Source organism: Frankia sp. AgB1.9 (assembly GCF_016786355.1).
In the GTDB taxonomy this organism is placed as follows: domain Bacteria; phylum Actinomycetota; class Actinomycetes; order Frankiales; family Frankiaceae; genus Pseudofrankia.
Window position 1 is genome coordinate 20,472 of sequence record NZ_JADWYX010000106.1, and the last position, 6,788, is coordinate 27,259.

General features: G+C 74.4%; 7 protein-coding genes. 3 read left to right on the forward strand and 4 right to left on the reverse strand.

The window, feature by feature from the left end:
- Window positions 1-14 precede the first annotated feature (14 nt).
- From hisN to I6A60_RS31500, 4 genes are all read right to left on the reverse strand, one after another.
- Window positions 15-881, reverse strand: a complete 867-nt coding sequence (gene hisN / locus I6A60_RS31485) for a histidinol-phosphatase (RefSeq protein ID WP_013421988.1) — start codon at window positions 879-881, stop codon at window positions 15-17.
- 83 nt (window positions 882-964) lie between these two features.
- Window positions 965-2,047, reverse strand: a complete 1,083-nt coding sequence (rsgA, locus tag I6A60_RS31490; RefSeq protein ID WP_203024913.1) for a ribosome small subunit-dependent GTPase A — start codon at window positions 2,045-2,047, stop codon at window positions 965-967.
- Window positions 2,048-2,148: 101 nt separating this feature from the next.
- Window positions 2,149-3,465, reverse strand: coding sequence for a 3-phosphoshikimate 1-carboxyvinyltransferase (gene aroA / locus I6A60_RS31495; RefSeq protein WP_203024912.1), 1,317 nt, complete (start codon window positions 3,463-3,465; stop codon window positions 2,149-2,151).
- A gap of 20 nt (window positions 3,466-3,485) precedes the next feature.
- The gene (locus I6A60_RS31500) at window positions 3,486-4,334 is read right to left on the reverse strand and encodes a methyltransferase domain-containing protein (RefSeq protein ID WP_203024911.1); all 849 of its coding nucleotides are present in this window, start codon (window positions 4,332-4,334) and stop codon (window positions 3,486-3,488) included.
- 213 nt (window positions 4,335-4,547) lie between these two features.
- Here I6A60_RS31500 and I6A60_RS31505 point away from each other — a divergent pair, with 213 nt between their 5' ends.
- The 3 genes from I6A60_RS31505 (at window position 4,548) to rsrA (ending at window position 6,699) form a co-directional block, all read left to right on the forward strand.
- Complete coding sequence (locus tag I6A60_RS31505) at window positions 4,548-5,363, forward strand: alpha/beta family hydrolase (protein WP_238436654.1); 816 nt, start codon at window positions 4,548-4,550, stop codon at window positions 5,361-5,363.
- 290 nt (window positions 5,364-5,653) lie between these two features.
- Window positions 5,654-6,406 (forward strand): sigma-70 family RNA polymerase sigma factor, encoded by a 753-nt coding sequence (locus I6A60_RS43170; RefSeq protein ID WP_374113513.1) that lies wholly within the window; start codon window positions 5,654-5,656, stop codon window positions 6,404-6,406.
- Window positions 6,403-6,699, forward strand: a complete 297-nt coding sequence (gene rsrA, locus I6A60_RS31515; protein ID WP_203024910.1) for a mycothiol system anti-sigma-R factor — start codon at window positions 6,403-6,405, stop codon at window positions 6,697-6,699. Before I6A60_RS43170 ends, rsrA begins: the two co-directional genes overlap by 4 nt.
- Window positions 6,700-6,788: the final 89 nt, after the last annotated feature.

Below are 6,788 nucleotides of genomic sequence, written 5' to 3' on the forward strand. Positions count from 1 at the left end.
CGCGGCCGGCCCCGTTACTCGGTCTTGAACGAGGCGAGCGCGGTGTCGTGCAGCAGGCCGTTCGAGCTGAGCACCGTGCCGTGGCCGGCGCCGCGTACCCCGCGCAGGTCGGTGAACCGGCCCCCGGCCTCCTCGACGATGATCTGCAGCGCCGCCAGGTCCCACAGCGACACCACCGACTCGGCGGCGACGTCGACGGCGCCCTCGGCGACCATCATGTGCGACCAGAAGTCGCCGTACGCCCGGGTCCGCCAGACCTGGGCGGCCAGGTGCAGCAGCTCGGGCAGGCGGTCGCGCTCGGTCCAGCTCTCGATCGACGCGAACGACAGGAAGGCGTCCTCCAGCCGCCCGACCGAGGAGACCCGCAGCGCCCGGGTGTCGCCGGTCGCGGTGCGGGTGAAGGCGCCGCCGCCCTTGGCCGCCCACCAGCGCCGGCCCATCGCCGGGGCGCTCGCGACGCCGGCGACGATCTCGCCGTCGACCTCAAGCCCCAGCAGGGTTCCCCAGACCGGGACGCCGCGGACGAAGTTCTTGGTGCCGTCGACCGGGTCGAGGATCCAGCGCCGCTTCGCGTCGCCCGCGCCCGCTAGGCCCTCCTCCTCACCGAGGACGGCGTCGGCCGGGCGGACCGCGGTCAGCCGCTCCCGGATCATCGACTCCACCGCGGTGTCCGCGTCCGACACGGGGGTGTTGTCCGGCTTCGACTCGACCCGCAGGTCCACCGCCTGGAAGCGGGCCAGCGTGATCTTGTCGGCTGCGTCGGCGAGGCTGAGCGCGAGGGCGAGGTCGTCCGCCGGTGTCGGCCAACTCTCGCCGGTGGGCTCACCCACGGCGCCGGTCGAGGAGGCGGAGACGACCGCCGCTGTGTCAGACAGCTTCACGCCTAGAGCCTACGGGCCAGCCAGCGCGCGAAACGGCTTCTGTGACGGGGCGGACGCCTTTGCCGCCGATCCGCCGGAGAGGATCAGGCCGCCGTGCCGCCGCGGGCGGCGAGCAGCCGCCGCAGGCTGGCCAGCCGGGCCGGTTCCGCCCGTCCGGCGCGGACCGCCTCGTCGAGGCCGCAGTCCGCCAGGCCCTCGGCGTGCGTGCACCCGGGCGGGCAGTCCGCCGCGGCCTCGGCCAGCTCGCCGAACGCGCCGAGCACCCTGGCCAGGCTGACCGCGCCCAGGCCGAACGAGCGCACCCCCGGTGTGTCCACCACCCAGCCGCCGCCCGGCACCGGCAGGGCCACCGCGGCCGACGAGGTGTGCCGGCCGCGGCCGGTGACCGCGTTGACCGCGCCGATCTCCTGGGCCGCGTCCGGGACCAGCCGGTTGACCAGCGTCGACTTGCCGACCCCGCTGTGCCCGAACATCACGCTCACCTGGCCGGTGATCAGCTCGCGCAGCTCGGCGGGATCGACGTCCGGCCTGCTTGTGACGATCATCACGCCGAGCGGCCGATACAGCTCGCGCAGCGCGCCGTCGTCGGCGAGGTCGGCCTTGGTCAGGCACAGCACGGGCTCCAGCCCGCCGTCATAGGCAGCGACCAGGCACCGGTCGATCAACCCGGTCCGTGGCGGCGGGTCGGCGAGGGCGGCGACGATGACGAGCCGGTCGGCGTTCGCGACGATCGGCCGCTCGGACGGGTCGGTGTCGTCCGCGGTGCGCCGCAGCACGCTGGTGCGCTCGGCCCGCCGCACGATCCGGGCGAGCGCGCCAGGCCGGCCTGACGTGTCGCCCACCAGCGAGACCCGGTCGCCGACCACTACGGGGACCCGGCGCACGTCGCCGCCGCGGATCGCCTCGATCAGCGCGCCCGCCTGGTCCCGGGCGGCGCGCGCCCGTTCGTCCTTGGCCCGCTCGGGGCCCGGGTGCACGGCCCGGCCGTCGGCCGCGGTGCGCCGGCAGGTGTAGCGGCCGCGGTCGACCGCGACGACGACGCCGTCCACCGCGTCGGCGTGCTCGGGCCGCTCGCGGGTGCGTGGCCGGGAGCCCTTGCCGGGCCGGGCCCGGACGTCGTCCTCGTCCAGTTCGCGGCGCCCGGAGTCGCGCCGGACACCGGTCATCGCCGGTCGCCGCTCATGGCCGTCCGCCCGGTCATGGTCGCCCGCCGGTCATGGTCGTCCAGCCGGCCAGGTCTCGGTCGCCGGTCACCGCTGTGTGCCGCTCATGCAGCCAGCATCGCCGCCCACATCGCCGGAAACTCGGGCACGGTCTTCCCGGTCGTCGCGATGTCGTCGACGGTGATCCCGGGCACCCGCAGCCCGACCACCGCGTAGGTCATCGCCAGCCGGTGGTCGGCGAGCGGGTCGAGCCGAGCGCCGCGCAGCGGGGCCGGCCGGATCGCCAGGCCGTCCTCGGTGACCGAGATGTCCGCGCCGAGCCGGCCCAACTGGTCGGCGAGCGCCCCGAGGCGGTCGGTCTCCTGCAGCCGCAGGTGCGCGATGCCCCGCAGCCGGGACGGCGAGTCGGCGAGCACCGCGAGCGCCGTCAGCACCGGGGCGGCCTCGCCGACGTCGCCGAGGTCGGCGTCCAGACCATGCAGCCCGTCCCCGCCGCGCACCCGCAGGCCCTCGGGGGTCAGCTCCGCGTGCGCACCCATCGCCTCCAGCAGGCCGGGCAGCATCCGTCCTGGCTGGGTGGTCACCGTGGGCCAGTCCGGGATCGTCACGTCGCCGCCGGTGGCGACCGCGGCGGCGAGGAACGGTGCCGCGCTGTTGAGGTCGGGCTCGATCGCTCGGTCGTAGGCCCGCAGCGGGCCGGGCGAGACCCGCCAGGTCGGCGGCCGGCCCGTCTGGTCCGCGGGATCGCCTGGCTCGGTCTCGACGGTGGCGCCGGCCGCGCGCAGGTCGGTGACCGTCATGTCCAGGTACGGCCCGGACGGCAGCCGGCCGCCGACGTGGCTGACCTCGACACCCTGGTCGTAGCCGGGCGCGGCCAACAGCAGGCCCGAGATCAGCTGGCTGGAGTCGGACGCGTCGACGGTCACGGCGCCACCGGCGATCCCGCCGCGACCGCGCACGACCAGCGGCATGAGGTCACCGTCGACGACGGCACCCAGGGCGCGCAGCGCGTCGAGCAGCGGGGTCAGCGGCCGGTGGCGCATCCGCGGGTCGCCGTCGAACGTCACGTCGCCGTCGGTCAGCGCGGCCAGGGCCGGGGTGAACCGGGCGACGGTGCCGGCGTTGCCGCAGTCGATCGCGGTCGGCGTCCCGTCCCGGCGGCCCAGTCCGCCGCGGACCACCCATGCGGACTCGTCCTGGTCGATTCCGACGCCGAGCGCGCGCAGCGCCCCGGCCATCAGCACGGTGTCCCGCGAGCGCAGCGCGCCGCGCAGCCGGGACACGCCGTCCGCCGCCGCGGCGAGGACCAGGGCGCGGTTGGTCCCGGACTTGGAACCGGGTACCCGCACCACGGCCCGCACCGGCTCATGAGCGGTCGGTGCCGGCCAGGGGTCGGCGGGGACGCGCGTCGCTGTCGTCACGCCCCCTATTTTGCCCGCGGCTAGCCGGGCCGGCGGGCCGAGGCGATGAGGTGGATGCCGATGGACTCACCCTCGCGCTCGGCGGCGAGCTCGACCTCGGTCCGGACGAGGGTGGGAAATGACGACATGTCCGCGGCCAGTGCGCGCTTGACGGCTTCCGCTGACAGCACGCTGCGCGGCCTGACCCAGTCGACCTCGAGGCCCGCGCTGGTCAGCACGGCCTTGAGCTCCTCCGGCCAGAAGCACCGGGTGATCGTCCCGTCCTCGGCCGGGACCAGCACGACGTCCGCCCGCGGCACGTCGGACAGCTCGGCCCACCGGTGCTGCTCGGCCAGCCGGGCCAGCCCCAGCAACAGCGAGTCGACGCACAGCAGCAGCTGGCCGCCCGGGCGCAGCAGCCGGTAGATCTCCTCGAGGGTGGCCTCGGTGGCCAGGCAGAACGACAGTGCGCGGCCCTCGGCGAGGACGGCGTCGAACGAGCCAGGCGCGAACCAGTCGAGACTGCGGGCATCGCCGGCCACCCGCAGCAGGGACCCCGGCGCCAGCCGGGAGTCGGAATGCTCGGCGGCGCGCCGGACGTCCGCCGCGGCCCGGGCCGGAGCGGGCTGCCGTGGGTCGCCGACGACCCGGATCACCCGGTGCCCGACGGCCGCCATCTGATGGGCGAACCTGTCTCGTTGGCCGGACACGTCGAGGACGCGGGAGGGTACGGGCGGCAGCCACTGCCTCAGCTGGACCGAGGCGACCTCGTCGTAGAACGACCAGTAGGGATCGTCACTGCCCGCGGGAGCCTCACAGACGACCGTGGGCGCGGCGGGGCGTCGCTCCGAAACCACGAGTTCCGGCTCGGCGCCGGGACTGGACAGCATGAACCATTCCTACCCTTCGAAGGGCTGCGATGCGAGGCATGTCACACACCAGGGCCGGAAGTCTCCGACGACCGCGGACTTGCGATCACCTGTGGCCCGGCGACCCGGACCACGTCCGGCAGGACCGGCGTCGCGGACCGGCCGGCGTGTCGCCGTCCGCCGTCTCGCGCCACGCCGTCCCTGCCCGCCCGCATGCCCTCTCCCACTGACCACATGTCCGTTCCCGCTCCGCGCCCGGCGGACATCGCCCCGACGGGCCGCGCCGAGGCCACGGTGACCTCGCAGGCCGCTGTGAGCGGCACTACCGCTATGACCACCAAGACCCCGCCCGAAACCGTCCTATCTGTCGACGGCGGGGCGCTGTTCGTGGTTCCCGGTGTCGAGCCCGTTGTCACCGCAGGCAGCGAGGCCAGCGGCTCCAGCCTTCCCACCGAGGCCGTCGATGGCCCACCGGTGGTGGTCCTCCTGCACGGCGCGGGCTCCGGAACTCAGACCCCCGTGTTGCGGCGGCTGGCCGAGCGGCTCGGCGCCGCGGGCATCACCGTCGCCCGTCTCGAGATGCCCTATCGGGTCGCCGGTCGCAAGGCGCCGGACCGGGCCGCGCGCCTGGACTCCGTCCTGACGGCCGCTGTCGAGGCGTTGGGCAGACCGTCCCGGCTGGCCCTGGCCGGGGCCTCGATGGGCTCCAGGGTGGCGGTACGGACCGCTCGCCAGGTCGGGGCGCACGGGGTGGTGGCGCTCGGCTTCCCGCTCAACCCGCCCGGCGACCGGCCTTCTCGCCAGGGCGAGCTCTCCGGCGCGGTGGTGCCGGTCCTGGTCCTGCAGGGGGAGCGGGACTCGTTCGGCCGGCCGCGGGCCGATCCGGCGAGTGGGGTCCAGGTGGTCGTGATCGCGGGGGCCGACCACTCGTTCAAGGTCCGGGTCCGCGATGGCCGGCCGGCAACCGAGGTCGTCGACGAGGCTGCCGGCCTGGCGACCGACTGGCTGGCTCAGCGCCTCCTCGGGCATCCGGACGGCGCCCGCGGGTGATCGCGCCGGCCGGGAATCCACCGGCGGCCCGAACGGTTGGCGAGTGTGCAAGCAGAGGTCACGGAGGTCCGACATTGACGCCTGAGAGCCAGTTGTTCCGGCAGGTAGCCGCGCCGGTGGCGGTGGGCGGTTTCGTCCCGCGGCCGGTCATCGGCGGCGGTTCGCCGTCGGGCGCACTCCCGGTTGGCGGGGTATCGTCCCCGAAGAAGGCCGGTGACAGCCGCTCGGCGCAGCCGCTCGCGCGATGGGAAGACGTAACGGGCCAGAACGCCCCGACGGGGCCGGAGCTTCTGGCGGCCGAGGACATCGCGACGGGGACGGCGGCGAGCGGTCCGTGGGCCGCTCCGGCCGTTGACGCGAAGTCAGCCGTCCGGCGGCCCGCGACGCAGATCCGGGGGGTCGTTCCTCCGGGCTCTCCGAGCGGTGAGGGAGTGATCCTGGTCGACGAGACCACCGAGGCGCGGGGCGCGCGGTTCGAGCGCGATGCCCTTCCGTACCTCGACCAGCTGTACGCGGCCGCGCTGCGGATGACGCGCAACCCGGCCGACGCCGAGGATCTCGTCCAGGAGACCTTCGTGAAGGCGTTCGCGGCGTTCCACCAGTTCCAGGAGGGCACCAACCTCAAGGCCTGGCTGTACCGCATCCTCACGAACACCTTCATCAACAGCTACCGGAAGCGGCAGCGTCAGCCGTTGCAGAGCCCGACCGAGCAGGTCGAGGACTGGCAGCTGGCCGAGGCGGAGTCGCACACGTCGACCGGTCTGAAGAGCGCCGAGGCCGAGGCGCTGGAGCATCTGCCTGACAGCGACATCAAGGACGCGCTGCAGGCGTTGCCCGAGGACTTCCGCATGGCCGTCTATCTGGCCGATGTAGAGGGTTTCGCCTACAAGGAGATCGCTGAGATCATGGGCACCCCCATCGGCACGGTGATGTCCCGGTTGCATAGGGGTCGGCGCGGTCTGCGCAACTCGCTGGAGGAGTACGCCAGGGAGCGCGGACTGGTTCCCGCCGGCTCCACCGGGAGCGAGGGCGGTGCTTCGTGAGCTGCGGCGGACCACACGAGATCGACTGTCGCAAGGTTCTCGACGCGGTGTTCCTGTATCTCGACAACGAGTGCGACGGCAGTCAGCAGAACCTGATCCGGGCTCACCTGGACGAGTGCTCGCCGTGCCTGCGTGAGTTCGGCGTCGAGCAGGAGGTGAAGCTGCTCGTGGCGCGCAAGTGCGGCGGCGAGCGCGCTCCTGACTCGCTGCGGGTCAGTCTGATGGCCCGCCTGCGCGCGGTTCGCGCCGAGGCGAGGACGGAAGCCGGCGCCCCGGAGATCCACGCCGAGTAGACCGAGAGACGACGAACGCCCCGCCGGCCCGCGCCCCGGCGCCCCGCCCCCGGGCCCCGGCGGCGACGGCGCCGGCCAGCCGGTCCCAG

What these genes read in the sequence shown, in the direction of transcription:
- I6A60_RS31505 (WP_238436654.1), top strand. Translation starts at nt 4,548, where the DNA reads ATGTCCGTTCCCGCTCCGCGCCCGGCGGACATCGCCCCGACGGGCCGC.
- rsgA (WP_203024913.1), bottom strand. Translation starts at nt 2,047, where the DNA reads ATGACCGGTGTCCGGCGCGACTCCGGGCGCCGCGAACTGGACGAGGAC.
- I6A60_RS31500 (WP_203024911.1), bottom strand. Translation starts at nt 4,334, where the DNA reads ATGCTGTCCAGTCCCGGCGCCGAGCCGGAACTCGTGGTTTCGGAGCGA.